The organism is Streptomyces sp. NPDC028419, from assembly GCF_055565515.1.
The window spans coordinates 1-25,838 of record NZ_JBVHUE010000053.1; the positions used below are offsets into that span (position 1 = coordinate 1).

The following is a 25,838-nucleotide window of genomic DNA, read 5'->3' on the forward strand; positions in this document are numbered from 1 at the left end:
CTCTCTCTCCTCCCCCCTCCCCCTCCCCTCCCCCCCTCCCCCCCCCCCCCCCCCCCCCCCCCCCCCCCCCCCCCCCCCCCCCCCCCCCCCCCCCCCCCCCCCCCCCCCCCCGGGCCGGCTGCGCCGGCCGGCTCCTTCCGCTTCGCTCCAGGAGCTGGCCGAGTCCGCTCCCTCGTCACATGCCTTGCTGCGCAAGGCATGTGAGGCCGTTTCACGGCCTGTGCGGTCCGGTCGCTGCGCTCCCCGACCGGGCCGGCTGCCAGCAAGGGTGAGGGGGTCGGGTCGGCTGCATCCCGATTACTCACTGTGTGTGATCCCGGATTCACCGCGGGTGCCCCAGGGGCTACATCAGGCTGATGCAGCATGTACCACTGGAGGAACCAGGGGCCAGCCCCTGGAGGACAGAGCGCGGGGGCGTTCACCATCGGGCCCCGCCTCCCCCGCACCCTCGTGGTCGACCTTCCGCACGCGCCGGCCGGCTGCGCCGTCCAGACGAGCCCGAGAGCACCCCTGGACGGCCGTGTACCGGCCTGTGGCCAGCATAGACACCCCACGGGCCCACCCGCAGCCAAACGCCCCACAACGAGCCGCGCTCGCCAACCCCCGGAACCGAACACCCCACCGCGAAACCACCCCCGGCACCCACCACCCCACACCACCAACCTGACACACCATCAGATGTATTTAGTGGCTGTCTTACGTCGGTGAATTCACCACTGTTCAGGTTGTTCTGGAATTGCTAGAGCGGTCCAACAGTCGGTTTCGCATTCTTCCCAAAGGACCGTCCCGTATCCTTCCCGCCCGAGCTGAATTGACGCTCGCCTGCCGTCGAATTCGTCCGCCAGGTATTCGGCGGTGTGAATGATGTAGCGGTCTTGGAGCGCAACCACGTTGAGCCGGACCAGACCGCGGCCGGCGCCTCGGTCGGTGTCCGGGCGGATCAGGTACGCGACCGCCAGGTACGGGACCCGGGTGTGCGCGGCCGCTTCCAGCGCCGCTCCGACCGCCGGGCCGAAGTGGGCATCCATGTCTCGGTAGCGGCCCCACTCCCACTCGCTGCTCACCGGCCGACCTCGGCCGGCGTGGGCAGGGAGGCGAGCGGGGAGCGCCGGCCCTTGGGCAGGGCGCGCAGCGCGGGCCAGTCCACCTCCGGGTGGTCGGTGATCAACCGCTGGATGTCGCCGGACCGGTAGAGCGGGATCCAGACCGTGCCGCCGCGGGCCGCGCCGAACTTCACCTTCACCTCCTGGGCGTGGCGTACCCACCCGAGGCGGACCACGTGGTCCCACGTGCTGCGGCGTACGCCGAGGCGGGCGGTCAAAGGTTCGCCTCGGGGTAGTCGATGTCGGGGAACTCCAGCGCTCTTCGAGGGCAGGCCAGAAGAACGATCAGTCTTTGGCCCTACGACGACGGCCCGCGAACCTGGGCTAGACCTCCGTCACAGGTATGACGGCCACGTCCTCGATGGTGGCCTCCACCTTCTCGATGGTGGCCTCCACCTTCTCGATCATGGTCTCCACGTCCACGGTCTTGGACAACTCGCTACAGTGGCAGAGGTGTGGCGTACGCCCCAACCCCTCATCCCCGCGTACGCGGGGATGACCCGCGGAAGTACTTCCGGCGCCTGTTCACCGGGCTTCCTCCCCGCATACGCGGGGGTGACCTCGGCGAACGCCGGCAGTGTCTGCGTGGGGAAGCGGTCGTTGCCACAGCAAGAAGGCGGCCTCTGCCCGGCCTGGGAAGGACAGGACAGAGACCGCCCGGTGTAGTTCGCACCACCACCCGCCAGTGCGCTAACACTGCCGGGATCTCGCGCCTCCTGGTGTTCGACCACCAGGAGGCGCGCCGCGTTCTACAGGTGGCTGACGAGGAACGCGTACAGCCACACCACGAACTGGATGAACCAGTGCGCGGCCTCGTCCGCGAGGCCGGCCAAGAAGGCCGAGATCACGCCGACGAGCAGGAGCTTGCTGCGGGTGGTGCGGCTCTCACCCCGGGGCTTGGGCTCCACGTCCTCCGACTCGTCGGGGAACGCTTCGTCTTTACCGGGCATGGGAGCCCCCCATCCGGACCGCTGTTCAGCAGCCAGAACGCCGGCACAGCAGTCCAAAAGAACCCGGCGCCCTGAGAGCTGCACACACGCCCGAACGAGTGAGAACCAGAGTATCGACCCTCGCGGGCGACCCCCGATCGACTCTGCAATCAAGTCCCGCAGCTTCTACGGCTGGTGACGGTAAACCAGCAGGTCAGAGACGTATGGCGGCCCAAACCGGGAGAGCGGACTGACCTCCCCAACGGGATGAACTTTCCCCGATCACAACGCCCTGACCAGCACGTATTCCACCACCCACACCAATCTCACGCGACCTTGCTGTGCGCAGGCCGAAGATGTCCGGTAGATACCAACTTCGGCATCCCGTGTCGATAGCGGATGCGTTCAGAACTGGACGTCCACGTAGTCGATGTCGGTGAACTCCACCAGGAGCCTTGGGCCCGGCCGCCGCCGTCCTTGAAGTACGCCTCCTGGAGGCCCTCGGCGGCCAGCGCCTGGGGGGCGGCTTCGGAGGCGCCGGCGTGCTGCGCAGCAAGCAGCCGGCACTTCTCGGGGAGCGGCCGCGGCCGTGGCAGGTCGGAGGGCAGCACGGGGTGCTGCGGCGTATCACCGCGCTACTTCTTCGGGTAGTGGGGAGCGGTCCAGGGGAAGAGGTCGAAGATCATCAGGAGGATCCAGGCCAGGTGGAAGGCGAGTACCAGAATGCGTGCGGGGACCTTCGGGGCTGCAAGGAGCCTCACGCCCCAGTAGAGGGGCCCGAGGCCGATGAGCGTTGCCACGATCACGGCGTTTACTTTGTCGCCGGCGCCGCCGCCCTGAGGACCTACACCTTGGTCCTGGGCGATCAAGTACCCCATCACGCAGAAGGCCAGGCACATGGGGCCGAGCACGGCCCTGAGCAGAGCGATGGCCGCGGAGAAGGCCGTCAGCTTCGGCGGGGTGGGGCCCACCTCGGGAGTAGTGGCTGCACGTTGGGCCGGTACGAGGCGGGCAGGGCCAGCCGCGTAGAGAGCTGTGGCCAGGCGTGCCGGGCCGGCCGCGTGGAGGGTCCGTGCCACCCGGTTCAGCGCGGCCTGACGCTCGGTATCGCTGCTGGTGGGTGCCTTGTCCAACACGATTTTGGACAAGGGTTGGACACCGTCTTGGACGGCTTGGACGGCTTGGACGGCTTGGACGACGAGCAGGGCGTCGGTGTCGTCTTCCTCGGCGGGAGCGGCCCGTCGGAGGTCCTCTTCGAGGAGTGCGTCGTCTTCGAGGCCTTCGGCGGCGAGGCGGTCCAAGCGGTCGTCGAATTCGCTGTCGTCCGGGGCGTCGCGGCGTACGGGTTCGACCGCCTGGGGCGGGATGACCGCCAGGTTCTGTGCCTCGCCCTCCAGCCGGCGGATCTCCTCGTCCGCGCGCAGGGCCTCGGCCAGCCAGTACTCCTGCAGCTCCTCCGCCGTCATCCTGCGGTGGCGAGCTCGTTCCTGTTGGACGCGTACCCGGCCCAGGCGCTCTCGTGCCTGCCCCAGCTGCCGCTCCATGCGGACCCGCTCGCTCTCGTTGCCGAGCCGCAGTTGAAGCTCGGTGTTCTCCAGCCGGCTCTTGGTGTACGCGTACATGACCTGCAGCTCGTCGATCTGGCTCTGCGCCTTCGAGACCCTGTCCTTGAGCTCGATGACCTGCTGGAGCGCATCGTCGCGCCGCTGGTGCTGACGCACCACGTCCCCGCGGCGCTCGGCGGCCGCCGCCGCCCACAACTTCTGCGCGCGGGCCGTCTTGTCGTTCCGGTCCTGCCCGGGAGCGCTGTAGTGGACCACCACACGGCCTAGGAGCTCGGCCGGGATCAGCTGGGAGCCGTTGCGGTAGTTGCCCCAGCTGGAACTGCTCCTCCCGAACCTCTCGGCCAACTCCCGGACCGTAGCGTTCCAGGTCAAGGCTCTCAGGAACCCAGCCAGCTCGTCCCCCGCGACCCTCCCGTGGATCTGCCCCGTCACCGCACCCCTCCCCGAAGCGTTCTGTCCAGCCCTGACCAGCGTTGACCAAGCTCATGAGGCCACCTGACCAGGGCCAACGCGCCAGAGATCTCCTTGGACAGCGTTCCCCGGTCCACGCTCTCCCTCATTCGATCGGCCCCGCGACCAAGGAGAGAGCTACATGAGCCTGTCCACGCTGTACGCCTTCCTCGGCCATGACGTCCTCGGCAACATCGTCGCCGCGTTCCTCCTCACCGGAACCGGATACACAGCCAAGAAGATCCGCGCAGCACTCCGCAAGCGGAACGAGGAAACCCACGAAACCAGCCAGTGACCGACCCGGCCCGGCCCACCCTCCCCGTGGGCCGGCCCCGGCCGGCACGACAGAGCCTGATGGGCGATGCAGACCTTCCACGTGGCGTGCGGGAGCAGGAAGTCCACCCGCGGGAGCTCACGGCCGACGAAGGCGTCGAGCACGGCGACAGGGTCGTTGGCCACGTCCACCGTGCAGAACAGCCCCTGGAAGGTAGACCCCAAAAGCACCCAGAACGGACTTCACGACCTTGAACACAGCTGGCGCCGCATCCGCTGGGACGGCCAGGTCCATCGGTGTCGACAGGTGTCGACAGGTGTCGCCAGGTGTCGACAGGTGTCGCCAGGTGTCGACAGCTCGCTACAGTGGGGGCCTGCGGAACTTGCACGCGTGCATGATGATCATGCCCTCGGGCGTTGTCAGTGGCGCGCGGCAGACTGATGTAACGCAGTACGGCGGTCCCTGCCCGGCATCGATGCGAGGACAGGAACCGCCGCGGGTGAAACCGCACCTCGCGCCTCTTGGTGTCCTACCACCAGGGGGCGCGTCGCGTTTTACAGGCGGCTGACCAGCATCTCGTACAGCCACGCCACGAACTGGACGAACCAGTGCGCGGCCTCGTCGGCGAGACCAGCCAGCAGGGCCTGGACCACTCCGGCGAGCAGTACATCGCGAGCGGTGCTGTGGTTCCCACCCCGGACAGACGGCGTGCCCTCGTCCCCCGAATCGTCGGACGGCGGCTTGTCGTGTGCCGGCATGTGAACCCCCATTCAGGACCGCCGCGCAACAAGTGGATGGCCGGGGCGACGGTCCGTCAAAACCCGGCCACCCAGAAGCTGCACGAGCGCACCCGAATGGCAGGACCCAGAGTATCGGGCCGTACCGACATGACCTGAGGCACCAACCCGTCGATCCGAGAGGAAACCCGAACAGTAGGGGTTTGTAGGCCTGCCTCCAGGATCCGAGCCGACGCCCTCCGCGCCCCTACCAGCCAAAACAGTCGTCCTGGGAGCTGGCGAACTTGTGCACGCCCTGGGACAACTTCGTGGCAGGGAAGACCACCTGAGACAGCGGGATGTGCCGCGTTCGACGACGACAGCCCCGCGGAAAGTGCACGTGAGAGCGGATCTGTTCGCGTACCTGTCAATCACGTACTACCAGACGGGCCACGGCCTTCTTGCGCACGTACTCGCCCTCCACTACCGGGTTGGACTGCTTGTAGATCTCGGTGATCTTGCCTTGGCGAAGACCTGGACCAGCTTGAGCGTCTTGCCGGTGTCGGCGTCGGCGACCTCGTCGTCGATCAGGAACGACTTCTTGGCCATCGATCTCGGCGAGGACGAATGCAACATGAGCAGCATCGCGACCATGTCGCTGTAGAACTCGACGTTCACGAGGTCGATGTTCTTGCAGTCCAGCGTGTACGCCAGCCCGCCCAAGTCGTGATGCAGGGAGTCCCTGGTCGTACCTCGCGATACAGCTTCGACCTGATGAACCTCGCGCTCCACGACGGACGAGCAGTCAGAGGTTCACCTCGATGTAGTCGATGTCGGTGAACTCCACCAGCAGCCCCTGGGCCCGGCCGCCGCCGTCCTTGAAGTACGCCTCCTGGAGGCCTTCCGCGGCCAAGGCCTGGAGCGCGGCTTCGGAGGCGCCGGCGTCCTGCGCTGCAAGCAGCCGGCCCGCGAGCGCGGGCGACAGGTGCTGGGTGATCCGCCGCATCCGGCCGTCATCGGTCGTGCCCGGCGCTGCGGTGAACCCGAACCGCGCGCGGGTCTCGATGACCAACCCGGTCTGCCGCGCGGCCTTCTCCCGCGCACGCTTGCGGACCAGGGGCTGCCACCGGCGCCGCACCTCCGCCTCCATCCGGCCCACCAGCTCCGGCCGGGGCGAGCGGATCTGGTCCTTCACGTACCGCTCCACCGTCTGCTGCGAGATCCCGAGCAACTGCGCGACCAGCGATGTGCCTTTGGCGGAGGAGGGGGCTAGGTGTTGGTTACCTGAAGAGCTCGCTCACTTTCTATCCATCGGCGGAATTGGCGGGGAATCCTCGAAGGTTACTGAATTCCATCCATTGGTAATTTCCCGTCGAAATTTGTTTGCCTGCCCGAGCTCTGTTATTAGTCAGCGTGCGCCCAAACGGAATGCGGGGCCCGCATGTTCGGCAGAACTGGGAGAATGGGCGGATGAACGAACGTCGTGTCCTGGGCACTGGCCCGCGCCCCGCCACTCCCCCAGTGCAGCCCACGGCTGGCCGCCGGGCTCGTCTCGCCGCCGAGGCGGCCGAGGCGCCGCAAGTGGGTGCCGAGCGGGGCGCGGCCGCGGCCACGCCCCGCTCCCCCGGCCGGCGCCGGCTCGGCGCGGGTCCGGAGGCCGACGCGCGCTGACCGCACGTCACTGGCCAAGGATGGCTGTCTGCTTGGGGCAGCCCGGCGGTACTGCCCCCGGGCACCGGGCCTTGCCCGCGCACGCCATATCGGCGAGGGCTGGACCCGACCCTAGCCGCCCCCGGCAGACCCGCAGGCCCTCCCCGAGGCACCCACAGGCAACCCGAGGCCGCAGGCGGCCCTCTGAGCGCCTTTCAGGCGCTCCGCGACTCATCGGGTGCTCGGGGGGCCTGCGGGGCGCACAGGAGGGGCGTGCAGCGGCTAGAACGGGGCTGCTGCGGGTTGCTGGTGGTGAGCCGTGGGCCAGGCCCCAACGGGACGTGCGGCCCTGCCTTCCAGGTCTGCGGCCTCGGCCTCCCGGCGCCGGTCGGCCTTCCACGCGGCCATCCTGCGGCGAACCTCGGTGTCCAGAGCGGTACCCACAAGGCCGTCACTAACCAGCTGGGCGCGGACGCGCTGCTCCTCGGCGACAGCCCGGCCGCGGCTGGCGGCCCGTACGAAGCCTTCCGCGCCGCGAGGCTCGGGGACCTCCGCCACAGCGGCCAGCTCGGGGTGCTCAGCGGCCAGCTGCTCGCGCAGGCGGGCAGTCTCCTCGGCCTCGGCGGCCCTGTCGGCGCGGATCCGGTCCCGACGCTGATCGGCCTCGACGGCTTCGTCGTAGACGGCGTCAATGGCGGCCTGCCGCTCTGCTGCGGCCTTTGCTGCGGCGCGGCCACGACGGGCGGACTCCTCGGTCAGCCACTGCTCGGCCTCCCGGTCGGCGGCTCGGGCTTGCGCCCGGGCGTCGCAGATACCGCACTCCTCCTTGCTGCGGAGGATTACCCCGCGCTCGCAATCGGGGCGCTCGCAATCCTGGGCAAGCAGCAGCTCGGCCAGGTACGCCTGAGGCTTGCGGATCCGGTGGCACCTCTCCTGTGGGCCGGTGCACCCGGTCTCGGTGCACTGCGGGCACCCGATGAACCCCGGCGCCGAGCGAGCAGCGCCCTGGGCGCGGTGCCATCCGGCGTTGATCCGGGTCACCGCGTGCTCGACGGACCGCGGGTACATCCGGAAAGCGGTCTCCCGCGCGTCAGCCTGGGCGCCGAGGAATTCCCGGACCGCCCGCCGCAACGGCGGGATCCGGCTCGCCGGGGACTTCAGCACCCCCAAGGCATCGAGCAACGCGAACACCTCGACGTCGCCGGCGACCGGCCGCGGCTCCTGCGTCTTCGTGCCGGGAGCGGCCACCCGCTTCCGCGCCGGCTTCCCGGCCGGCACCGGCTCATCGGCCTTCCCCTTGGCGGCGGACTTCTCGGTGACGGCGGCGGAGCCGCCCGTGGCGGGCTGGTCTTCACCACCCGCGCCCAAGGTTGTGCCCGCACTCGCGAAGCCACCGGTAGATGGCCTACGGCCGTCACCACCGGTGCACGTCTGGAAAAGAGGCTCTAGAACAACAGGCTCTAGAAGAAGCGCGTCACCAGTGACGCCACCCGACGCGTCAAATTTGACGCCACCGGTGGCGTCAAATTTGACGCCACCCCCCCGGGGCGCCTCGTCCTCGGGGGTAGCGTCATTTTTGACGCCACCCCCCTCAGGGAGCTGTTCCTCCTGGTCAGGGGACTGTCCCTTCCGCGGCTTCCGGCGAGCGCGCTCCTTGCGGCGCTGCTCGGACTCCTTCGCCAGCTGGCCGGCAAGCCGGTCGTCGTAAGCGGCCTGCCACACGGACCGGTCGAAGTCCGGGGCGTGCTCGGCCAGCCACTCGTCCACGTCGAACCCGCCGACGGTGTGCCCGTAGCGAGCCACCAACTGCGGCGGGGTTCCGGCGGGCGCCGGGAAGCCGTTGATCAGCCACGAATCGTGCAAGAGGTAGCGGTTCGCGTCGTTCTCGTCCGTCTCCCCCGGCAGCTTCCGCCGCTCGACGGTGATGAGGCCGATTTCCAGCTCAAGTCGGTTGGTGGCCCGGTCCACGGTCTGCTTCGAGCAGGACAGAGAGGACGCGAGAACGGACCGGTACGGGTGCCCCTGGCCGGTGTCCCGCGACCCCGCGTCCGCGAACCCGATCAACCGGCAGTACAGCGCGAACGTGGGCGGCCCCTCATTCAGAAGAGGGTCCGGGTCGGCGGACACGCACACGGCGAACATGCCGAAGCGCATCCCCACCCCACCCGCCCGCGAGACACCGGGACGGTGCGAGCTGGACGGGCGGCGCTTCACTCCCCCACCCCCGGCAGAGAGCGAGCGGATTTCACGCACAAGATAACGATCTTGCTGCCTTGCGGACGACCAGCGTCTGTGCTGGCGCGATATGGATAAAAGCGCTGTTCATGCACGGGATGATCTCCCCTGAGATGGGGAGTCGTGGACAGAGAATGTGACCAGACAGGGGCCAGGAGATGGTGGCCCCTGAGTGAGGGGACCCCTATCCTGGGGTATTGGTGACCGCGAGGGCCTATGGGCCCACGGGTATCACCCCCGGCGAGGTCACCTCACCGGACACGACTCGTAGCTGTGAGAGGCGGGCGAGTCGAGCTGTATTGAGGCCGTTCCTGTTGGCGCAGGGGCGGCCTTCAGCGTTTCTACGGACCTCCGGAGGAGGTCGTGGCTGCGTCGGGGTATCTCTGGGCTAGCCCATGGAGCAGTTGGATGTACGCGGTGCGCTTCGCTCCAGGCCGAGGTTCCACGGCACCCGACTCCCACCGCAGGACGGCCAGAGGCTGCACGCCAACGACTTCGGCAACCTGCTGTTGGGTTAGGCCGGCCGTGCGGCGAAGCTTGGCGCGCACGGCTGCGGGCGGTAGCACAGCGTGGGTCTGTAGCAGCTCTTGGACCGCTGCTACCGGGTCATGAACGGCCGTCACTTCTTCACCCCCACATATAGATAGGCGAAACATACCTTCCTGATGGCCATAGTGCGGTGTTCTTCCTGCGTGTCGCGCCGTTCGTTGAGTCGGTCCACTACAGGGGAAGGTTGTCGTAAGAGAGGTGGAGGCGGTCTGCGGGGGCGACGGCGCGAAGGACCTCAAGGGGCCTCCCGGCGGCGTCGAGCGTGAGGCGGGTGAGAGTGAGCACGGCGACGCGGCCGCCGACCCGGAGTTGAGTGGCCTCGTCCTCGGTGGGCATCCTGGCGCTGACCGTCTCGGTAGCGGATGCCGGGCGGTGGCCAGCGGCTGTCAAGGCCCCGTACACGCCGCCCGTGATCTTTTCCGTGCCGTCGAGGCCGGCTTGTTCGGCCAGGGCCGCCGGGTACCAGGCGTGCTGCAACTGAACTACGTCGGCAGGTCGAATCAAGGCGTGGCGGAGGCGGTAGACCAGCTCTTCGCCCTCGGGCAGGTTGAGGAGAGCCGCCGTCTCGGCGTCGGCCTGGACCCTTTCAACCGAGACGAGCTCCATGTGGCCGTCGAGCCCTTGTGCGGCCGTTGTCGACTCCCAAGGGCCCCGTGCGCCTCCAGGTGCGAGAACCGCCCCGTAGCGACTCAGAGGGATCTGAACGCGAGCCTGTGAGCGTACGACCGTACCGGCGCGCTTCGAGGAGAACAGAAGTCCCTCGTCGGCGAGCGTCGAGATCGCCTTGGTGACGGTCGCCTTCGACACGCCGTACATGGCCATGAGCTCGGCGTTCGTCGGGATCTTCCCGCCTACGGGCCACTCCCCCGTGCGGATGCGCTGGCGGAGGTTGGAGGAGATGTCTCCCGAGCTGGTCATGTGAGTCGCCTCCTTCGATGGCCCCGGCGGGGCTTCCTGTCCACCTTATCGCCTAGTCGTTATTGACAACACGCATCCGCCTAGGCATTCTCATTAATGCCTAGGCAATAACGGTCGTGGTTCGCGACCGCGGGTTTGCCTTGGTCTGAAGTACCCGCCTGCAAAAGCAGGTGCCCGGTTGGTGCTGACACACCAACCGGGCGGCGGACACGGGGCGGCAACCCCGTGTCCGCCGTCGGGTGGTCCCTCTGAGAGGACGCCGACGTGGTGATGGTGACAGAGGTATTGAGCAGGTGGCGGATGCAGCGAGGTGCGCGCTGCGCCGTGGTGCGGACCCGGACGGTCCTCCCGTCGCGGTGCTGCACCACGGCGCTGATCGTGCCGGCCTCGGCGGCGCCGGCGGCGCTGGCCCTGGGCGGGGACGAACTGCGGGTTCGGGCATGGCTCGTGGCCCGCCTGGGCGGTGCGCTGTGAGCCGGGTGGGCGGGGTGCCCCCGCTGCCGGCGGGTTGGACCGCGGCGCGGCCGGTGGACTGGCTGGACCGGTTGTGGGAGTGCGCCGACCTGGCGCCCGCTCCGGCGGTGCGTCGGGAGCGGTCGGGCGGTGCGGCCTGCGTGGGCGTGTCCCCGAAGGTGTTCTACCCGGAGCCGTGGGAGACGACGACCGGCACGGTCGTGCCCTCCGAGGCGGAGCGCAAGGCGTTGGCGTACTGCGACGGCTGCCCGGTTCGTGACTGGTGCCTGGAGCGGGACCTGCTCGACTCCTCCACCCCGTCGAAGGTGGTCGGGGTACGCGGGGGGCTGCGTCAGGGGGACCGGCGGGCGCTGCACGCGAAGGTGTTCGGCCGGCGGCCGCGGAACGGGGCGCAGTCATGAGCGCCACGTCCTGGGAACGGGCCACGGCCCGCCGGAAGATGATCAACCGGGGCACGGACACGGACACGAACGCGGGCATGGTCGGGGCCGAGGTCGTTCCGGCGGCCGAGGCCGAGGTCGTGGAGGAGTCGCCGTACTTCACTCGTGCGGACATGGCCGCGTTCGCGGACAGGCTCGGCGCGGTCATGGCCGAGACCCCTGAGGAGCGCCGCCACCGCCTCCACCTGGAACGTGAACGGCGTTTCGAGGAGGAGGGGGAGACGCGGGTACAGCGGCGGATCCGCCACCGTCAGGAGCAGCGCGAGCAGCACCACCATGACACCGCCCTGTACCGCGTCCACCACTCCGAGCGTGCCCGCCGGTTCCGGCGGTGGGTGCTGCTGACGGCCGCCTCGGCCTCCCTCGGGTTCGCGTTCGGCGCGGTGCAGGCACTGACCGTGCCGCCCCGGCCGGTGGCGTACGCGGTCCTGGGCGCCTCATGGGTCCTGGACTGGCGGGTTCGGGGCCGGGGTGCGCTGCGCCTGTCCGACGTGCGCGGCGTGGGTCTGCTGATCGCCGTGATCGTCCGTATCCCGTTCGCGTCCGCGCTGGCCGTCGTGTCCGGCCTCGGCCCGCTGTTCGGCCTCTCCCCCTTCCACCACTGAGGAGTCCCCCATGTTCGGAGTGTTCGGCACGGGCGGCGCGCTGCTCGTGATCATGGTCGCCCTGTTCCTGTACAAGCGGGGCGGAGGCAAGTTCCAGCCGGTCAAGGATCACCACGTCGTCTACTGGGGCGCCGCGATCGGGATCCTGGCCGCCGGTGCCGGTGAAGCCTTCCGGCAGGTCGGCACGGTGTCCGAGACCTTCCAGAGCGCCATGCAGTCGCAATCCGCCACGGTGGGCACGGTCGGGCCGGCCGCCACCGCCGCGATCCTGGTCCTGATCGCGTTCGGCTCGAAGCCCAGCTTCTTCAAAGACCTGATCTGCGGGGTCGCGGCGCCCGGCGCTCTCTCCGCGGCCGGTGCGGCGTGGGCGCTGCCCATCACCATCACCGGTGCGCTCCTGCGCTCCGTCGTGGGGGCGTGATGCGCTACCTCGAAGGGATCAGCCTGGACGCGTTCGGCCGTGGCAACCGGCGCATGCTGGCCCCGGTGCTGGCCTGGGCGAAGGAGCCCGTAGCCGTGCCCGTGCCGGAGGCCGCCACCGAGGAGCCCAAGGCGGCCGAGGGGGAGAAGCCCACCAAGGACTCCCCCGCCAAGAAGCCGGAGAAGACGCCGGAGCCGAAGACCCGCCGGAGGATCGGCGTGCGCCACCTCGGCTACGCCGCCGGGGGCGCGTTCTTCCTGTGGCCGGTGGTCGGAGGGTGGATGCCGACCGTGCTCACCACGGCCCCGGTCGTGTGGGGCGTGGCCGCCCTAATCGCCGGTCAGCAGGACGACCACGACCACGACTCCGCCACCGAGGACGACGACCAGGAGCAGCCGCACGACACCGAGGCCGGCGAGGCCGACCGCGGTACGGCGCTCCTCCTCCACGTGGTGACCGCCCTGTCCGACGCGGAGTACACCCGGCGGACCGGCGTCCACCTGGACGTGGTGCTGGCCTCCGCGGTCGCGGCCGGGCTGCTCGCGCAGGACACGGAGGTGTCCGCCCTGCGGGCCTGGGTGGAGGCCGCGGGGCTACCCACGACGGACAAGTTGGGGATGCGGATCAACGGGATCCCCACCACCCGTGTGGGGCTGCGAGTGGACGCGGCCACGGCGGCCCTGGGCATGACGCCCACGGCCCTGCTGACCGCCCGCTCCCAGGCCCCCGTCCAGAACCGGGGGGAGGCCTCCGCTGCGGCCCCCGCCCGGGTGCCTGCTCAGGCGGTCGGGGAGGGGCTCGCCGAGGCGGCCGCCGGCACCCCTGCTGAGGCCCCCGCACCGGTCCCCGTCAGCACCCCCGCACCGGCCGTCCTGCGGCTGATTCCCGGGGGGTTGCTGGACCCCGATTCCGCCCCTTCCCCGGCCCTTTCCCAGGGGTAGGCCCAGGAAGCCTGTTAGACCGGCCTATCGGCCGTCTGACCTGCGGTTCTATCAGGCACCTAACAGGCCCTAACTGGGCCCCTGACGCCCTTCCCTGACACCCAGGATGCCGACCCCGAGAGGGGCCGGGAGCACCAAAGAAGAACCCCGAGGCGGCCGACTTTTCTTGGCAGATGGGCGGCCGCCCCGGGGACACCTATCCCTCACGGAACAGGAGTTCCCATCATGGCACTTTTCCGAAAGTCGATCAGTCAGTCCGAGCTTGGCGCAGGGCAGTCCGACGCGGACCGGGCGCGCCACGGTAAGTCTTACTCCGCCGAGACCGGCGGCTGGACGGAGCCGGTCAAGGAGCAGCCGGTGGCCGGCACCGGCACCACGGACCAGGACTCTTCCGGTGCCCGGAAGTGGTGGAACTGATGGCGCGGCACACGGCCCCGGCCTGCCACGGCCGCCGGATGCGCCACGACGCCAAGTCCCGTCAGTACGTCTGTGCCCGCTGCGGTGGCTGGACCACCCGTCTGCTGGCCCTCGCCCTCGGGGGTGCCCAGTGAGCGCGGAGATGCAGGCCGCGGCGGCGCAGGCCGCCAGCCAGGCCGAGGCCGCGAGGGTCGCCGCCGAGGCGGCCGCCGAGGCCGCCCGCTCCGCCTCGGAGGCGGCCGCCGCCCTCGCGGCGAACATCGCGGCTCACCTGTCCGGCAACTGACCCACCGGCGCACCTGCCGCGGAAGAGCACCCCGGAAGATGGGACATCGCCACCGCGGCACCAGCAGCACTGCCGGGCGGGCCTTCGGGCCTGCCCGGCCCATCGCCTGACCACATTGAGTAGGGAGAGCAGTGACCACCACCATTCCGGCCCCGGCTTCGAGGGCGACCGCCCTGGATTCGGCGGCGCCCGACCCGGCTTCGGCCGCCACGGCCCCGGATTCGCCTACCGCACCGACTCGTTCGGCCGCCACGGACACCGGTTCGGGGACCGCCGCCGAGGCCTCGGCGGCCGCCCGCCCGGTGAGCAAGACCCTGCGGCGCACGCTGTGGGCCGTCGCCATCGCCGCGGGTCTCCTGATCGGGCTGATCGGCTTTTGGCTGTCCTTCCACAACCTGGCCAAGGCCGGCCACGACCGCTTCGGGTTCGCCGCGGGCCGCGACTCCAAGCTGTTCGCCATCGGGGTGGACGGCGCGATCATCGCCTGCCTCGCGTTCGACCTGCTCTTCGCCGCGCTGCGCATCCCCTCCCGAGTTCTGCGCCCCCTGGCACACGTACTCACCGGCGTCACGGTGCTGTTCAACGCCCTGGCCTTCGGATCGCTGGGCGCTCACTGGGACAAGGCGATCACACACGGCATGATGCCCGTGCTGTTCGTGATCAGCGTCGAGGCCGCGCGCAAGCTGCTGGTCCACCAGGCCGCCCTGGCGACCGGCATCGGGTACGACCCGGTTCCCTGGCACCGGTGGGCCCTGCACCCCATCGATACCTGGCGGATCTTCCGCGAGATGAAGACCTGGGACCTCACCTACGCCTACGTGCGTGAGCAGCGCCGTGAGCTGGCCATTCACAAGGTGTGGCTCCAGCATCGGGAGCAGATCGAAGCTGGTCTCGAAGAAGGCCGGCTCGGTGTCCTGGATCGGCTCCCGGTCCTGCTGGCACCGCACGGTGTGACCCTGGACCAGGCGCTGGCCCTGCCCGCGAAGATGAAGCGTGAGCAGCAGGACCGTGAGCAGCGCGCCGCACGCGAGGCCGCCGACCTGAAGGCCGACGCCGAGCGGCACGAGCGGAACCTCGCGCACCGGGCTGAGCTGGAAGCCGCCACGGCCGAGGCGGAGCGGATCCGCTCGCAGGGTGACCTGGATGCGCTCCGCGCCAAGGTGCGGGGCGCGACGAAGGTCGCCGCGGCCGAGGCCGAAGGCGATGCCGCGGCCGCCGAACTCAGCGCGAGCGAGAAGCGGTCCGCGGTGCAGCGCGCGGCCACCGAGGAGCAACGCCGCCGTGACGCGCAGGAGGTCGCCGACCAGTCCGTCGGCGTCGCCGAAGCCCGGGCTCGGACGGCCGAACGCAACCGCAAGGCCGCCGAAGACGAGCAGGCCGCCGCCGAAGCCGCCGCCAAGGCCGCTGAACATCGCGACCGCGAGGCGCGCCTCAAGGAGCAGATCGAGCGGGCCGAGGAGGAAACGGCTCGGCTCCAGTCGAAGAAGGCCGGCTACCAGAAGGCGATCGCCGAATCGGAGAAGGCCACCGCCGAAGCCCGCCGCGTGACCGCTGAACACAACCGCCGGGCGGCCGAGGCCGAAGCGCTCGCGGACCTGTCGCCCACGCAGATCAAGACCCGCATGGTCGCCCGGTACGTGCACCCGCTCGTACGTGAGAACCGTGAGAGCGACATCGACAACGGGCACATTGCGACGCTGCTCGGCGGCGCGTCACCGGCCACCGCGTCCACCTACAAGAAGCAGGCCCTGCTGCTGATCGGCGCCGGCTACGACCCGGCGACCGGCTACGACCCCGAGATCCACCAGCCCGCTGCCTCCTAGAAGGAGAAGATCATGAGTACCACCGATCAGGAGTTCACCGGAGAGGTGACCAGCTTCGGCCTCGAAGGAGGCGCCGACGGGTCCGCCGCGCTCGTGGCCTACGCGAAGGGCGAGGACGGCAGCACCATCCGGCTCTGGCTCCGGCTCGATCCGGGCGGCACCCGAGCCCTGCGCCACTGCGTGGCCCGCATGTCCGACTCCGTCGGATGAGGCAATACCCACTGACCGCGAGCGAGGCCCGGAGCGCTGCAATCGCCCCGGGCCTCGCCCCAGTTCTATCCCACCCTCCCCACCCCGGCGGTACAGGCCCGGGGCGGGGGAACAAGCAGAAGGGGAATTGACCATGGAGCCCAGGCAGTCCGAGTCCCGCGAGCGTCTCCTCCAGGCCCGTACGGACACGCTCGCCGAGATGGGCCGCACCGACGCCAAGGCCGGCGCACTGCTGACCGTCCTGGGAATCCCGCTCGCGGTCATCATCGCCGCCGTCCCCGGCCGCACCCTCTCCACCGCTGCCAGCGTTCTCGTGGGCGTAGGAATCGTCGGTCTGGCCGTCGCGACGGTCCTGGTCCTGCTGATCATCCGCCCCCGGCTCAGCGGCGCCGCCGCTGGCTCCTACCTCCGCTGGGCCGCCTGCGCCCCGACGACGTCGTCGCCGACCTCGCCGTCGACCGCAGCGCCGAAAGGATCGTGGCCCTCTCCAATCTCGCCCTGCAGAAGTTCCGGATGCTCCGCATCGCCATCGACATCACCGCGGCCTCCTTGACCTCGCTCGCCCTGGCCGCGGGCATCGCCCTCCTCTGAGCCCACCAGCACGTCGCCCACAGGCGACGGGAAAGGACGAGATGGGAATCGTCGGAGACAGTCTCGACCGGGCCGGAGAGCCACATTTCACGCGCCCAGTGCCGAAGTCGGCCGGAGCGCAGATGCGGTACCTGGTCCAGCAGCACAAGGGCTCTACCAAAGTCGTGGCTGGGCTGCTGGGCATCTCGCAGCGCACCGTCGAGCGGTACGTGCGAGACCAGATCAAGCAGCCCAAGCAGGCACTCGCGGCCCGGATGGAGAGCGAGGTCAGGCGCCGGTGGCAGCCCCTGGTGCGCAAGCGGGCCCGGGCGAAGGCTGCCACGCAGACCGGCCTCGTGATCGAGACGCGAGCACGGTTCGGGTTTACTGCGGCGGCCGGTACGACGGACGACGGGCGGATGCGGCGGATCACCCAGCACCTCCCGCCGCAGTACGCGGACCGCCTGCTGGCCGCCCAGGAAGCCGGGGCAGCCGAAGCCGATCTGCAGCGGATCGTCGCGGAAGGGCTGCAGGAGGTGTACTTCAAGGACGGCGGCGGCCGCGCGGACGGGCTGCTCGTCGAATTCACAGACATCGACTACGTCGAACTCAACTATTGAGCCATCAATTATGGCGCATGCCCCCGAATCTTGAACATGCCGCCGACCATGACCTTGCGTCATCAACTACAGAGGATCGCTACTGGACGCCCCTCGCGAGATGCGCCGGGACTGCCCCGGTGAGATCCTTGGGGTACGGATAGTGGACGCACTAGTTGGCGACCCGATGCCTGTCGAACTGACCCTATCGTGGGGGTCTGATATGAAGCTCGGACGTGTCATTGCGGTTGCGGTGTTTCTGTCCCCTGTCCCGCTTTCTGGCACGGTGGAGCCGGCAGCTGCAGCGAGCACTCACACCGTCGTCATCAAAGGCTCCTTGCAGGTTTCCAGTTGTTGTGGGGTCTTTGGGGTGGGCGAGGTCACCAGGAAGGTTAATTTCACGAGGGTGGCCACTCTTACGCATGATCGGCCGTCGGCGCGCCTTTTGGTGTCCAAGTGCGCAGGTGGTGAGGCCAGGGGAGATCTGAGGTTCAACGTTCGACTCAGTGGTGAGACGGTTTTCACATCGTCTGATCTGAAATTGTTCGAAGATTCGGTCTGTGACAATAGTGACCTTGATGCTGAAGCTAATGAATTCACGGTGACCGGTGAGGGGCGATCGTCGAGGCGCGTCAATCTTTCCGGAATGAATGGCGAATACCACTCTCCCGATGAAGTTTTGGCGCATTTTACCGTAACTCATAATTTCGGATCCGCTAAAGGGTCTTCCCAGCTGTACGCCGGCAGAGTCGTCGGTAAACCCCATAAAATTGCCCTGGCCTGGGTTGATGATGCCGCCGATGTGACCGGTTATGAAATTCGCAATACCGAGACCAATCAGATCGCACGTCTGGCCCCGAACCGCAGAAGCATGGAATGGGAGCAGGCGATTGTGTTCACTGCATGCTTCCAAATCAGGGCACTCGGCGCCGGGGGGCCGTCAGCCTGGATTCCCGCAAACCCCAACGCGATATGCGCCAAATAGTACGACAGCCCGGTACACCGTCCACGGGCCAGGCCATTATCGCCCAGCGCCAGATACGAGGGCCTTGCTGGATCTGGGTACGACTGAGCCCCGGCACGGATGCCGGGGCTCAGGGACGTGCCAGGTGGGCTACAGCTGGCCCTTGGGCTGGTGGGCCAAGAGCTGGACCAGAAGGCCCTTCAGCTCCTCCTGGCCCCGTTCCAGTCGGTTCAGCGACGCGGTGTGGTTGGCGAGGGCCACGGTGTGCTCGGTCTGCTGGTCGATCACACGCTGCAGCTTCTCGTTGATGATGCGGGCCATCTCCTGGCCGATCACGTCCTCGGGCATCAGGGACGTCCCTCCTCGTCGGTGGCTTCCAGTGTGACTGATCCGGTCGGGTTTCGGTGACGGGCTGCGGTCGAGCGTCAGGCCCGGGCTCGCGGTGGCGCTACTTCGGGTCGTCCTTCGGCTTGCGCTGGGAGTGGGCGGCGATCCCGCCCGCGACGTTGTTCGGCGCCTTCTGGGTGCCGATGCTGCTGGACCCCCCGTTGCGCGCGCCTCCGCGGTCGCCGTGGGTGCTGATGCCGCGCATCACCCCGGTCGCGGCGGACCCGCCGCCGCCGGTGACCGCGCGGACGGCGCCGCCGGCGACCTTCCCAGCGCCGCGGGCGACCTTCACGGCGTCGCCGAGGGCCGGGACCTTGACCACCAGGTAGACGGCGATGGCGAGCGCGGTGAGGGTGATGCCCAGGCCGGTGACGACCTTGCTGGTGTCCGGGCTGGTCTCCAGGGCGGAGGCGAGGCCCATCACGATCACGATGACCGGCTCGACCGCGATCAGCGCGAACATCGCCCCGGCCCAGCGGCGGGTATGGCCCCACCAGTCCCGGTCGACCAGGCCCGCGTAGACGACGACGCTGAAGAGGGCGCCGACGTAGAGGGCGAGCGCCCTCATGACCAGGAGTAGCCACAGGGCGCCGCAGAGCAGGATGGTGGCGAGGGAGACGACGAGCAGGATCAGCGGGCCGCCGCCGACCTTGCCCGCTTCGAGGTCGGATCCGAGGGACTCGAACAGGCCCTTCGGGTTACTCCCGAGAGCGCTGACGAGAACGTCGGTGACGGCGGAGGCGGCGCTGATCACCGTGTAGAGGATCAGCGGGGTGAACGCGCTCGCGGCCACGGCGATCCACAGCAGGCCGACCGCTTCCGACATCGCGGTGGTCATCGGTACGCCCCGGATCGCGCGCTTGGCCACCGCGAGGAGCCAGAGCACCAGCACCAGGATCGTGGAGGCCGCGAACACGATCGCGTACTGCTTGAGGAAGTTGGCGTTCGTCAGGTCGACGGCGTTCCTGTCGCCGACCATCTTGCCCAGCTGCGCGCTGGTCCAGTGCGCCGCCTTCGCGGCGGAGTGGGCCAGCTCGCCCAGCGGGTCGAGCGCGGCGGCCGGGTCGGTCACTCCGGGGAGGCCTCCGCCGCCCGTGCTACCGGGCTTGCACTGGTCGCGGACGGGGCCCGAGAGCGCGTCGCAGGGGTCGTCGAAGAGCATCAGGCCCCCGTAGCGGCGTGAGTGGTGGACATCGGGTTCCCCCTCGGGTGGCGAAGCAGTGGTGACGGTCAGTGAAGGCTGCGGCGGGCGTTGCGTAGTTGGGCGGCGGTGGTGACCGCGGCCTGGCCCGCGAGGCGGAGCGCGGCGGCGCTGCGCTGGGTGGTCGGGTCACGCGGGTCGAGGGCGGCGGCCATCTGCTGGAGCGAGGTGGCCATCGCGTCGGACAGGCGCAGCAGGTCCTCGGCGGCCTGGCGGACGGAGTGCGAGTGGGCCCACTCGGCACGGCCCGCACGCACGTCCGCGACGAGCCGGTCGAGCGAGTCGGCCGCGACCCGGGCGTACTGGGCCGGATTGTGCGTCATAGGCCCTCCAGAGGGGGGGTATCGAATTGACCTGCCTGGCCTGTCATCGCAGGTCACAACCTGCCTGCTGGCCTGCCAGCTGGTTGGTCAGCCGGCAGGTCGCTAGCTGCTCGGGCAGGCTGTTGGCAGGCCATGACAGGAGGGTGTCAGGTCGGTGGCAGGTCACGACAGGGCATCTCGGATATCCGCCAGGCGGTAGCCCGTCGGCCGGCCGGGCAGGGAACTGATGCGCTGCGAGGCCACGGTGAGGCCGGCCGCCTTCAACTCGCTCCGGATCTGCCGGCCCGCCAGCGCGAGCCGGTCCGCGCGCTCGCGCAGGTCCCATTGCGTCCAGACCTTGGGATCCACGGTGGCCAGATGGGCCAGGAGCTGCTCGACGGACAACGCTTCGGGATCACGATGGGTAGCGAACGCGGCGAGGAGATGCCGGGCGAACTTCGGGATCGTCGTGGTGGCCGCCGTGGTCAACCGCAGCACGGGACGGGGCGCGGCCAGGCGCTCGGCGACGAGCCGCGCGGCGTCCGCGGGGAGCAGCGGCGGGGCGTAGCGCAGGACGGGGTCGCGGTGCTTCGGCGTGATCGCGTAGAAGCGGCCGGCGTCGGCGGGGTCGTTCTCGTCGGGGGAGGGGACGAGGAGATGCGGCCACCAGCCGAGGGCGATCGCGTTGTGTTGGCCGACGACGAGGGGCACGTCGTCGACGCGGCAGGGCAGCATGATCCGTACGCCGGGGACGTCCGCGATGGCGTCGCCCAGCATGTCCTTCGTCGCGTCCTGGGTGACGATGATGAGGGAGATGAGGGCCTCACGCCCGAAGTTCCGCAGCAGCTCGGCGGCCAGCTGCTTGCCCCGCGGGGAGAGCTGGACGAACTCGTCCAGCACCGCGACGATCGCCGGGTCCTGTGCGGTCGCCTGCCAGATGTTCTGGATCGCGGGCATGGCCGCGATCCGCCGCTTGGCCTCCCCGATCAGCAGCTCCAGGACCTCCTCGGCCTCTTCTGGAGTGCGCGCGGTGAGCGCGGCCAGCGGCGCGAACACCTTGAGTCCGCGCTTGGCCGGGTCGACGTCGACGACCACGGCGTCGGTGCAGGCGGTGACGAACTCCACGATGCGCTGCACGAGCGCGGTCTTGCCGCCACCGGTGTCCGCCGCGATGATCACGTGCTGCCCGGCGAGCATCACGGGCGTGCCTTCAGCCTCGATGGAGGGGCCGAGGTCGAACGCGTCGCGGATCGTGCAGGAGTTGGGCAGCCTCACCGGCACCGGGGCCGGCGTCGTGAACGGGTCCCGCAGCAGGATGCGCAGCATGACCGCGGCGGCGTCCTCGGGGGAGGTGGCCTGCGCCATGATGCGCCTCTCACCCACCCGCAGCGTGGTCGCGACGTCCTTCAGGATGCTGATCAGCTGTCCGGCGGTCCCGGACTCCAGGACCAGCGGGACCTTCCAGCCGTAGGCCGTCTCCTCGGGCAGGCCGACCTCGGACACCTTCGCCCGCTCCTTCAGCAGGGCCAGGCGGACGGACTCGCGGGCCTGGCGCGGGTCCCGGCCGGCCTCACGGAGCGGGAACGGCTGCTGCTCGGGCTCCGGCTCGACGGCGAGTTCGGTGTGCGCGGGCGCGGACGGCGGGATGAACAGGAGCTTGGGCACCGGGGGCCGGCGGGGCTTGGGATTGCGCCCGGCGGCCGCGGCCGCGATGAGGAACCCGACGGCGGCGAGCAGCAGGACGGCCAAGCCGGCTGCGGCGGAGGCCCACCACAAGCCGGCCCAGGCGGCGCCGAGGCCAAGGAGCCACGCGGCTGCGGCGTAGTGGCGGCGGGAACGAACCTGACCGCGGCCGATATGCAGCATGGAGGGGGTGACTTCCAGATGCCGGAACTCCTGCTGGCCCATGCGCATCTGGAGGCTGGCCCACTGCATGACCCGGTAGGAGATCGCCGGGGAGGCGCCCATCCCGCCGCCGTACCCGCCGTACCCGCCGCGGCGCTGCCGCTGGCGCTGCATGTTCATCTGCATCATCTGCGACTGCCGCTGCATCTTCTGCTGCTCCTTCAGCAGACCGATGTTCTGCTGCACTTCGGAGCGGTTGCGCTGCTGGAACCGCTGCCACGTCCTGAACTGGTCGTTCAGGACGTAGTGCGCGACATGGGTGTCCGTCCAGTCCTCGGTCCGCCACCAGCGGCCCCACTCGCCCCGCAGATGTGCCGCTCCCGCACCCAGCCCGCCGCCGGTGCCGCCTGCTCTCGCCACAGCTCGTTCTCCCGCGCTCAGGCTCAGATCGTGCCGACGAGCAGATCGCCGACGGTGTTGCCGCTGGTGCGGATCAGCCCGAGGGCCATCCCGATCAGCCCCACCGAGGCGCCCAGCCACACGCCGACCAAGGCGCCGCGCAGCAGCGGGCTCTTGAGGTCGTAGCGGCCCGACTTGATCAGCCCGGCGTACAGGGCGAGGAGACAAAGGCCCGCGATCGCGCCGCCGACGCCGACCTTCTCGCCGCCGGTCATCGGCGGGTGCGAGCCGGCCGTCGCGACCGCACCGGTCGCCCCCTCCAGGGCATACCGGCCGACGCCGTCGCCGAGCGCGGCCGCGGCGCCGCCCATCACACCGAGCACACCACCGCCCAGGAGCAGCAGCGCGGCGATCGCGATCCCGGCGAAGAAGTGGATCTTGGGGGTGGGGTCCCCGCCCCGCCAGCGGCCGAACTGGTAGAAGAGCAGCACGAGGCCGAGCGCGACCGAGCCGATCCCGCCGGCCGCGGCACCCGTTGTGTTCATTTCACGCTCCAGTCATCCAGTGGATCGCCGCGCGGCCGCCGACGCGGAGCAGGGCGATCACGAACGCCCACGCCGCGATGGCGACCATCAGGCGCATCAGATAGCCGATATAGGGGGTCTTCCAGGCCTGCGCGATCAGGTTGGTCAGGCCCCGGAACATGGAGGCGACCACGCCCGCGAGGACCTGGCCGATCGGCAGGACCATCACGGCGACGCCGACGAGGAAGACGAGCAGCAGCCAGCCCAGGGGAGCGAGGATCCCGTCCTCGGTGACCGACCGCGTCATCTGGTCGACGGCGCTCTGCCCACGCCACGTCACCAGCAGCGCGAGCAGCACGCCCGGCACGTTGTACTTCAGGCCCAGCCACGCCAGATCCAGCCCCCGCCAGCCCTTCTCGGCCGGGGTCGGCTCCGAGCCGGGCGGGGCGGGCAGGTGGGCGGTGACCGCCTCGCCGATCTGCGCCCCGATCTCCCAGGCCGCCTCCCGGGCCTCCTGGCCCTCGCTCGCCCAGGTGTCCTGCCACTCCTGCCGGACGTCCGGGTAGCGCCACCAGTCGGTGACCGGCGCCTCGCCCGCGATCTCGGCAGGGTCAGCCGAGGGCGGCTCGGCGGGGCGCGGCGGCGGGACCTTCGGCGCCGCCGGGTACGGCGCGGAACCGTCCGCCGGATCCCACGCTCCCTGGCCCTCTGTCATCCGTCCCCCCGCCCCTCGATCACCAGCCGAATCTACGTCCCCCGAGCTGGGCCGACACCGCACTTGTGCAGGTCAACTGGCCTTCACCGGACATTGATTCACGGCAGAACGGGAGAAACTGTTCCGGAACGGGCTCCACAGTTGGCTGGATGACGTCAGGTCGTCAGGTTGACCAGCAGCGGCGCCGCGCGCTCCCCCGTGACCGCGGTCAACGACAGCACCGCATGCCCCGGCGGCACCGCGTGCGCGAGGTCGGAGGCCGACCACCGCTCCCGCTCCTCCTGGCGCACGGTCACCGCATCCGTGGTCACCGCCTTCCCGCTCACCAACTTGCGGAACGAGTGGATTGCCCGGGTCAACGGCTGGTCGGCGAACACCGTCCGGTGAGTGACCACCCGGGTCTCGACCCACTCGGTGCCCCACGCCTCCGCGAACCGCTGCCCGTCCCACGTCGTGACCCCGGCGAACGCCATCCGGCACCCCACCGCCCCCAACAGCGCACTGCGCAGCGCCTCCGGCACCTCGTCCAAGGTGCGCAGCGCCAGCAGCACGCCCGCGTTCGCCGACCGCAGCCGCTGCAGACCCCGCAGAGTGCCTGGGGTGAGGGTGTGGGAGGCGTCGTCGAAGGCGAGGAACGCGAACAGCGAGCGGTCAGCGCGCGCGGTGGCCGCGGCGTTGAACTGAGCCAGGAGCAGCCTGGCCAGGATCCGCGAGGCGTCGGCGTGCGCGCGCTCGGGAAGGTCGATCCGTACGCGCAGCGGGTGCTCCAGCGCGGCGAGCGAGAACGGGCGGCCCGCCCCGCTGGTGTCGAAGAAGTTCGCGAAGGCCGGCCGGTCCAGCAGCGCCACCCGGTCCGCAAGCAACGCCCCGGGGTCGCCCGGACCCTGGTGCTGGCGGACCCGGGCGTCGAGTTCGCGGAGCATGGTCTGCTGACCACCCTCCTCCAGCACCTGGCGCAGGGCGTCGACCGCGGGCTTCATCAGCTCAAGCAGCTCCCGCAGCTCCGGGACGGACGGGAAGCGCCCGTACGCGGCCCGGAACGGGCCGAGCACCTGGCTCAGGGCGGTCGCCGCGCGGCGCACGTCGATACCGGGGACGTCCCCGACGAACCCCTCCGCGAGGAACGTGGCCGCCTCATCGGCGTCCGTGGTCCCGCTGTACAGGTCGAGGTCGTAGACCGAGGCCGGATCGCCGATCCGCACGACGACGTCGTAGGCGGCGTCCGGGCCGAGCTGGGCGCCGGCCGCGGCCACCGCGATGACCGCGGCCTGCCCCGCCAGAGCCTGCAGCGCCAAGGACTCCACCACCGGACGAACCAGCCGGCCGGTCTTCCCCGTCCCCGACGGGCCGACCGCCAGCAGAGAGGTGCCGAGCACCGTGGGGTCCAGGGCGAAGCCCGTACCGCGCCGGGCATAGGGGATCCGCGCGCCGGAATCGACGGTGCCGAGCAGCACCTGGCGCTCCAACAGGTCGTGCCGGGCCGCCCGCACCGGCAGGTCGCGGGCCCCCGACGGGTGCACGCACGCCGCGGCCCCCTTGTCCCGCACTGACGCGTCGAAGGGCCGCAGTCGCGCGGCGTCGACGCGTACGCTCTCCCAGGCCCGGGCGATCCGCGCGTAGTCCACGTCGTTCATCCGGCCGGACTCGGCCTCGCGCGCCAAGCGCTCGGCCGCCTCCGCGAGCCCGGCGGAGCGCAGCTGGGGCCAGCCCGCCAGATCCGCCGGCTCACCGGGCAAGACGGTGGGGGCCGGCGGCGCGGCCGGCTTCCCGGTGGCGGGGCGCCGCACGAGCCGGCGCAACAGCTCGGGCCACCGCCCCATGCGGCCGAACACGATGATCAACGTGACGGCGACGATGGCGTACCACGTCCACCCGGCCACGACGAAGGCGGTGGTGCCGCGCCAGGAGTCGGGGGTGAACATCAGCAACGGCCAGATCCAGAAGCTGCCCAGGTAGCCGTTCCACAGCAGGGACCACAGCATCAAACCGACGATCAACGAGAGCGCGGCGCCGCTGATCAGCTGACGAGTCGGAGTGACCTCGGGCTCCTCGGCGGCGCGCGGCACGTGCCCGTACCGCCAGACCCCGACCTCGGCGGAAGGCCGCGGCACCCGCAGCCAGTCCCCGAGCGTAGGGCCGGTGCTGGGCGCACGGGACGGCGCCGGAACGTGGCCAAGTCCAGGAGGTGTGCCCGGCTTTGGCGGAGGGCTCGCCGGACGCGGAACCCTGTGAGAAGTGTCGTGAATGCCGTCGGCGTCCATAGCCCCCCTGCCCTGTTGCTGTGCAATCGCTCAATGTAGTGGCCTCGGTGCCCGGCCCACCCGGC

At 70.0% G+C, this 25,838-nt stretch carries 30 protein-coding genes and 2 pseudogenes; 15 read left to right on the forward strand and 17 right to left on the reverse strand.

All coding sequences use genetic code 11. The features are described from left to right. Nucleotides 1-710: 710 nt before the first annotated feature. The 4 genes from ACZ4UB_RS36875 to ACZ4UB_RS36890 all read right to left on the reverse strand — a co-directional run bounded on the left by ACZ4UB_RS36875 (nucleotide 711) and on the right by ACZ4UB_RS36890 (nucleotide 3,969). Nucleotides 711-1,064 carry a hypothetical protein gene (locus ACZ4UB_RS36875; protein WP_468077236.1) on the reverse strand — a complete coding sequence of 118 codons (354 nt, stop codon included), beginning with the start codon at nucleotides 1,062-1,064 and terminating at the stop codon, nucleotides 711-713. Next, nucleotides 1,061-1,321 (reverse strand): hypothetical protein, encoded by a 261-nt coding sequence (locus ACZ4UB_RS36880; protein WP_468077238.1) that lies wholly within the window; start codon nucleotides 1,319-1,321, stop codon nucleotides 1,061-1,063. The genes ACZ4UB_RS36875 and ACZ4UB_RS36880 overlap by 4 nt, the downstream gene beginning before the upstream one ends. Nucleotides 1,322-1,852: 531 nt before the next feature. Further along, nucleotides 1,853-2,053: a hypothetical protein gene (locus tag ACZ4UB_RS36885; RefSeq protein WP_468077240.1), complete on the reverse strand. Its 201-nt coding sequence runs from the start codon at nucleotides 2,051-2,053 to the stop codon at nucleotides 1,853-1,855. Nucleotides 2,054-2,667: 614 nt separating this feature from the next. Then, a complete protein-coding gene (locus ACZ4UB_RS36890; RefSeq protein ID WP_468077242.1) occupies nucleotides 2,668-3,969 on the reverse strand; it encodes a hypothetical protein in 1,302 nt (433 codons plus the stop codon). Nucleotides 3,970-4,189: 220 nt separating this feature from the next. Between ACZ4UB_RS36890 and ACZ4UB_RS36895 the strand changes: the two genes are divergently transcribed. Continuing rightward, entirely contained in the window at nucleotides 4,190-4,342 is a 153-nt protein-coding gene (locus ACZ4UB_RS36895) for a hypothetical protein (protein ID WP_468077244.1), read from the forward strand. Between the two features lie 533 nt (nucleotides 4,343-4,875). Here the strand turns inward: ACZ4UB_RS36895 and ACZ4UB_RS36900 are convergent. The 3 genes and pseudogenes from ACZ4UB_RS36900 to tpg (ACZ4UB_RS36910) form a co-directional block, all read right to left on the reverse strand. Then, nucleotides 4,876-5,079 carry a hypothetical protein gene (locus ACZ4UB_RS36900; protein WP_468077246.1) on the reverse strand — a complete coding sequence of 68 codons (204 nt, stop codon included), beginning with the start codon at nucleotides 5,077-5,079 and terminating at the stop codon, nucleotides 4,876-4,878. Between the two features lie 441 nt (nucleotides 5,080-5,520). Then, nucleotides 5,521-5,760 (reverse strand): hypothetical protein, encoded by a 240-nt coding sequence (locus ACZ4UB_RS36905; protein WP_468077248.1) that lies wholly within the window; start codon nucleotides 5,758-5,760, stop codon nucleotides 5,521-5,523. A gap of 82 nt (nucleotides 5,761-5,842) precedes the next feature. Beyond that, nucleotides 5,843-6,292, reverse strand: a pseudogene (gene tpg / locus ACZ4UB_RS36910) (telomere-protecting terminal protein Tpg); the annotation flags it as partial. A 215-nt stretch (nucleotides 6,293-6,507) separates the two neighbouring features. Here tpg (ACZ4UB_RS36910) and ACZ4UB_RS36915 point away from each other — a divergent pair. Then, nucleotides 6,508-6,708 carry a hypothetical protein gene (locus ACZ4UB_RS36915; protein WP_468077250.1) on the forward strand — a complete coding sequence of 67 codons (201 nt, stop codon included), beginning with the start codon at nucleotides 6,508-6,510 and terminating at the stop codon, nucleotides 6,706-6,708. Between the two features lie 261 nt (nucleotides 6,709-6,969). Here ACZ4UB_RS36915 and ACZ4UB_RS36920 read toward each other — a convergent pair whose 3' ends face one another. The 3 genes from ACZ4UB_RS36920 to ACZ4UB_RS36930 all read right to left on the reverse strand — a co-directional run bounded on the left by ACZ4UB_RS36920 (nucleotide 6,970) and on the right by ACZ4UB_RS36930 (nucleotide 10,389). Then, nucleotides 6,970-8,841, reverse strand: coding sequence for a hypothetical protein (locus ACZ4UB_RS36920; protein ID WP_468077252.1), 1,872 nt, complete (start codon nucleotides 8,839-8,841; stop codon nucleotides 6,970-6,972). 422 nt (nucleotides 8,842-9,263) lie between these two features. After that, nucleotides 9,264-9,578: a helix-turn-helix domain-containing protein gene (locus ACZ4UB_RS36925; protein WP_468077254.1), complete on the reverse strand. Its 315-nt coding sequence runs from the start codon at nucleotides 9,576-9,578 to the stop codon at nucleotides 9,264-9,266. Between the two features lie 64 nt (nucleotides 9,579-9,642). After that, the gene (locus ACZ4UB_RS36930) at nucleotides 9,643-10,389 is read right to left on the reverse strand and encodes a GntR family transcriptional regulator (RefSeq protein WP_468077256.1); all 747 of its coding nucleotides are present in this window, start codon (nucleotides 10,387-10,389) and stop codon (nucleotides 9,643-9,645) included. A gap of 300 nt (nucleotides 10,390-10,689) precedes the next feature. On the opposite strand from ACZ4UB_RS36930, the gene ACZ4UB_RS36935 reads away from it, so the two are divergent. From ACZ4UB_RS36935 to ACZ4UB_RS36995, 13 genes and pseudogenes are all read left to right on the forward strand, one after another. After that, entirely contained in the window at nucleotides 10,690-10,863 is a 174-nt protein-coding gene (locus tag ACZ4UB_RS36935) for a hypothetical protein (protein WP_468077258.1), read from the forward strand. Between the two features lie 14 nt (nucleotides 10,864-10,877). Beyond that, nucleotides 10,878-11,264, forward strand: a complete 387-nt coding sequence (locus ACZ4UB_RS36940; RefSeq protein ID WP_468077260.1) for a WhiB family transcriptional regulator — start codon at nucleotides 10,878-10,880, stop codon at nucleotides 11,262-11,264. Beyond that, on the forward strand, nucleotides 11,261-11,908 hold the full coding sequence (locus ACZ4UB_RS36945) for a hypothetical protein (RefSeq protein ID WP_468077262.1): 648 nt from the start codon (nucleotides 11,261-11,263) through the stop codon (nucleotides 11,906-11,908). The genes ACZ4UB_RS36940 and ACZ4UB_RS36945 overlap by 4 nt, the downstream gene beginning before the upstream one ends. 10 nt (nucleotides 11,909-11,918) lie before the next feature. After that, a complete protein-coding gene (locus ACZ4UB_RS36950; RefSeq protein WP_468077264.1) occupies nucleotides 11,919-12,329 on the forward strand; it encodes a hypothetical protein in 411 nt (136 codons plus the stop codon). Further along, nucleotides 12,329-13,270 carry a hypothetical protein gene (locus tag ACZ4UB_RS36955; protein ID WP_468077266.1) on the forward strand — a complete coding sequence of 314 codons (942 nt, stop codon included), beginning with the start codon at nucleotides 12,329-12,331 and terminating at the stop codon, nucleotides 13,268-13,270. Before ACZ4UB_RS36950 ends, ACZ4UB_RS36955 begins: the two co-directional genes overlap by 1 nt. Nucleotides 13,271-13,495: 225 nt before the next feature. Beyond that, a complete protein-coding gene (locus ACZ4UB_RS36960) occupies nucleotides 13,496-13,687 on the forward strand; it encodes a hypothetical protein (protein WP_468077268.1) in 192 nt (63 codons plus the stop codon). Beyond that, nucleotides 13,687-13,821, forward strand: a complete 135-nt coding sequence (locus tag ACZ4UB_RS36965) for a hypothetical protein (protein ID WP_468077270.1) — start codon at nucleotides 13,687-13,689, stop codon at nucleotides 13,819-13,821. The genes ACZ4UB_RS36960 and ACZ4UB_RS36965 overlap by 1 nt, the downstream gene beginning before the upstream one ends. After that, nucleotides 13,818-13,973: a hypothetical protein gene (locus ACZ4UB_RS36970; RefSeq protein WP_468077272.1), complete on the forward strand. Its 156-nt coding sequence runs from the start codon at nucleotides 13,818-13,820 to the stop codon at nucleotides 13,971-13,973. Before ACZ4UB_RS36965 ends, ACZ4UB_RS36970 begins: the two co-directional genes overlap by 4 nt. Before the next feature lie 131 nt (nucleotides 13,974-14,104). Beyond that, entirely contained in the window at nucleotides 14,105-15,796 is a 1,692-nt protein-coding gene (locus ACZ4UB_RS36975) for a DUF2637 domain-containing protein (RefSeq protein WP_468077274.1), read from the forward strand. A 12-nt stretch (nucleotides 15,797-15,808) separates the two neighbouring features. Beyond that, entirely contained in the window at nucleotides 15,809-16,006 is a 198-nt protein-coding gene (locus tag ACZ4UB_RS36980) for a hypothetical protein (protein WP_468077276.1), read from the forward strand. Nucleotides 16,007-16,205: 199 nt separating this feature from the next. Then, a pseudogene (locus ACZ4UB_RS36985) lies at nucleotides 16,206-16,379 on the forward strand (Pycsar system effector family protein); the annotation flags it as partial. 259 nt (nucleotides 16,380-16,638) lie between these two features. Beyond that, nucleotides 16,639-17,196, forward strand: coding sequence for a telomere-protecting terminal protein Tpg (gene tpg / locus ACZ4UB_RS36990; RefSeq protein ID WP_468077278.1), 558 nt, complete (start codon nucleotides 16,639-16,641; stop codon nucleotides 17,194-17,196). A 202-nt stretch (nucleotides 17,197-17,398) separates the two neighbouring features. After that, nucleotides 17,399-18,160 (forward strand): hypothetical protein, encoded by a 762-nt coding sequence (locus tag ACZ4UB_RS36995; RefSeq protein ID WP_468077280.1) that lies wholly within the window; start codon nucleotides 17,399-17,401, stop codon nucleotides 18,158-18,160. A 129-nt stretch (nucleotides 18,161-18,289) separates the two neighbouring features. Here the strand turns inward: ACZ4UB_RS36995 and ACZ4UB_RS37000 are convergent, their stop codons facing one another. The 7 genes from ACZ4UB_RS37000 to ACZ4UB_RS37030 form a co-directional block, all read right to left on the reverse strand. Continuing rightward, complete coding sequence (locus ACZ4UB_RS37000; RefSeq protein WP_468077282.1) at nucleotides 18,290-18,487, reverse strand: hypothetical protein; 198 nt, start codon at nucleotides 18,485-18,487, stop codon at nucleotides 18,290-18,292. 100 nt (nucleotides 18,488-18,587) lie between these two features. Next, on the reverse strand, nucleotides 18,588-19,688 hold the full coding sequence (locus ACZ4UB_RS37005) for a hypothetical protein (protein ID WP_468077284.1): 1,101 nt from the start codon (nucleotides 19,686-19,688) through the stop codon (nucleotides 18,588-18,590). A 68-nt stretch (nucleotides 19,689-19,756) separates the two neighbouring features. Beyond that, complete coding sequence (locus tag ACZ4UB_RS37010; protein ID WP_468077286.1) at nucleotides 19,757-20,050, reverse strand: hypothetical protein; 294 nt, start codon at nucleotides 20,048-20,050, stop codon at nucleotides 19,757-19,759. A gap of 162 nt (nucleotides 20,051-20,212) precedes the next feature. Next, on the reverse strand, nucleotides 20,213-22,294 hold the full coding sequence (locus tag ACZ4UB_RS37015; RefSeq protein WP_468077288.1) for a hypothetical protein: 2,082 nt from the start codon (nucleotides 22,292-22,294) through the stop codon (nucleotides 20,213-20,215). A 23-nt stretch (nucleotides 22,295-22,317) separates the two neighbouring features. Next, nucleotides 22,318-22,818, reverse strand: coding sequence for a hypothetical protein (locus ACZ4UB_RS37020; protein ID WP_468077290.1), 501 nt, complete (start codon nucleotides 22,816-22,818; stop codon nucleotides 22,318-22,320). A 1-nt stretch (nucleotide 22,819) separates the two neighbouring features. Beyond that, nucleotides 22,820-23,512, reverse strand: a complete 693-nt coding sequence (locus ACZ4UB_RS37025) for a hypothetical protein (RefSeq protein WP_468077292.1) — start codon at nucleotides 23,510-23,512, stop codon at nucleotides 22,820-22,822. 155 nt (nucleotides 23,513-23,667) lie between these two features. Further along, a complete protein-coding gene (locus ACZ4UB_RS37030; RefSeq protein WP_468077294.1) occupies nucleotides 23,668-25,773 on the reverse strand; it encodes a type IV secretory system conjugative DNA transfer family protein in 2,106 nt (701 codons plus the stop codon). Between the last annotated feature and the right edge of the window lie 65 nt (nucleotides 25,774-25,838).